This is a genomic window from Mesorhizobium sp. M2A.F.Ca.ET.042.01.1.1 (genome assembly GCF_003997405.1).
In the GTDB taxonomy this organism is placed as follows: Bacteria; Pseudomonadota; Alphaproteobacteria; order Rhizobiales; family Rhizobiaceae; genus Mesorhizobium.
The window spans coordinates 1-2,291 of record NZ_RZRX01000479.1; the positions used below are offsets into that span (position 1 = coordinate 1).

The window sequence follows — 2,291 nt, forward strand, 5'->3', positions numbered from 1 at the left end:
ATCCATATCGAGGTAACGCGAGATCGGCTGGCCGATCGGCGAGGAGAGCCTCCAGTCGGCGCCTCCGGCCTGCGCCAGAAGCAGCGCTCCGCCGCGCGTGGTGCCGAGGATGCGGCCCGAGGCATCGAGCGCGATGGCTGCTTCCGGATCGACGTCGAGGAATTCGGGCGAGCGCGAGAAGCGCAGCACCCATTCCGAATGCATCTGCGCCATCAAATTGGCGAGCTCGATGCGCCGGGCGGACGCAGTCACCAGGTGAAGGGCAAGGTTCTGGCTGACTTTCGGCTGTGGCGAGCGTAACAGCGATATGTCGAGGACGGCGGTCAGTTCGCCCTTGGTGTCGAAAATCGGCGCGGCGGTGCAGGAGAGCGGCGTGTGGGTGGTATCGAAATGGTCGGTCTGGTGAATGGTCATCGCCTCGCCCGTGACGATGCAGGAGCCGACGCCGCAGGTTCCAGTGCGGCTCTCCGACCATTCGGAGCCGAGATAGAGACCGGCCGTGCGCAACTGGTCCATGAACAGCGGGTCGCCGAGGAAGTCGACAGTGACACCTTTCGCGTCGGCCAGCAGCAGGACGTAGTTCTGGCCGGCCACCTGCTTGAACAATGTCTCCAGCCCGCTGCGGGCAATGGCGATCAGTCTTTCGGACTGCTCGCGATGCTCGCGCAGCTGGGTATCGGGAACGATGTAGGCTTCGGTCGGACGTGCGGGGTCAAGCCGATGCGTATCGATACAGCGCAGCCAGGATTGACCCACGATATCGTCGCGGACCGATCGCGCGCCGGACAGCACCTCTTCGATCTCGCGGATATGCTCCCGTTCGCCAGCCATGCGTCCTCCTCGCAGCCAACGTCACACCATTGCATGTCGTGCTCCAAACCGCTCCACCCTTCTGGACAACATGCATCGGCACATACTGGTGCCTCGGCGGCGGGCGCTCAACTGTACTATGGTAGCGCGAAACAGCGCCGTTTCTCACAGGCGGGTGAATTCGCGCCGGACCCCATTGACGAGCCAGCGTTTTCGCCCTTATTGTCCGCGCCCATGAAAACGGCACTCATTCTCGTAGGCTGGCGCGTGGGCAAGGCGGTGTAACCGCCGGGCGAAAACCTCCCATGCGCACCACACAGGCTCCCTCGGGGGCCTTTTTTATTGCCTCCAATCCAACTAAACGACCAGCAATCGCCAGATGGCGAAACAGTACGGGACCAGACCGATGAGCAATGGACAGAGCGAGCGGCGCGAAATGACGGGTGCCGAAATGGTGGTGCAGGCGCTCAAGGACAATGGCGTCAAGCACGTCTTCGGCTATCCGGGCGGCGCGGTTCTCCCGATTTACGATGAAATCTTTCAACAGGACGAGGTCGAGCACATCCTGGTTCGGCACGAGCAGGGCGCAGGCCACGCGGCCGAAGGCTATGCGCGCTCGACCGGAAAGGCCGGCGTGCTCCTGGTGACGTCCGGCCCCGGCGCCACCAATGCCGTGACGCCGCTGCAGGATGCACTGATGGATTCCATCCCGTTGGTCTGCCTCACCGGCCAGGTGCCGACCTCGCTGATCGGCTCCGACGCCTTCCAGGAATGCGACACGGTCGGCATCACGCGGCCCTGCACCAAGCACAACTGGCTGGTGAAGGACGTCAACGAGCTCGCCGCCACCATCCATGAGGCGTTCCATGTCGCGACCACGGGCCGCCCCGGCCCGGTCGTGGTCGATATCCCGAAGGACGTGCAGTTCGCCAAGGGCATCTATGTGCCGCCGCAGACGGCGCCGCGCACCAGCTACCAGCCGAAAGTCCAGGGCGACCTAGAAAAGGTGAAGGCTGCCGTCGAGCTGATGGCCGGAGCGAAGAAGCCGATTATCTATTCGGGTGGCGGCGTCATCAATTCCGGTCCGGAGGCCAGCCATCTGCTGCGCGAGCTGGTCGACCTCACCGGCTTCCCGATCACCTCGACGCTGATGGGTCTCGGCGCCTATCCGGCATCCGGCAAGAACTGGGTCGGCATGCTCGGCATGCACGGCACCTACGAAGCCAACATGGCGATGCATGACTGCGACGTGATGGTCTGCATCGGCGCGCGCTTCGATGACCGCATCACTGGCCGCCTCAACGCGTTCTCGCCGAACTCGAAGAAGATCCACATCGACATCGACCCGTCCTCGATCAACAAGAACGTGCATGCCGATATCGGGATCTTGGGCGATGTCGGCCGCGTGCTGGAAGACCTCGTGCGGCTGTGGCGGGCGACCGCCAAGACCGACAAAAAGGCGCTCTATCCGTGGTGGGAGC

2 protein-coding genes are annotated in these 2,291 nt (G+C 63.5%); one reads left to right on the forward strand and one right to left on the reverse strand.

Translation table 11 applies throughout. From position 1 onward, the window contains the following. Positions 1-831: GAF domain-containing protein (locus EOA23_RS33925; protein WP_145966581.1), on the reverse strand; the 831-nt coding region annotated here is incomplete at its 3' end. Positions 832-1,216: 385 nt separating this feature from the next. On the opposite strand from EOA23_RS33925, the gene EOA23_RS33930 reads away from it, so the two are divergent. Next, on the forward strand, positions 1,217-2,291 hold a 1,075-nt coding region (locus EOA23_RS33930), incomplete at its 3' end, for a thiamine pyrophosphate-binding protein (RefSeq protein WP_245474441.1).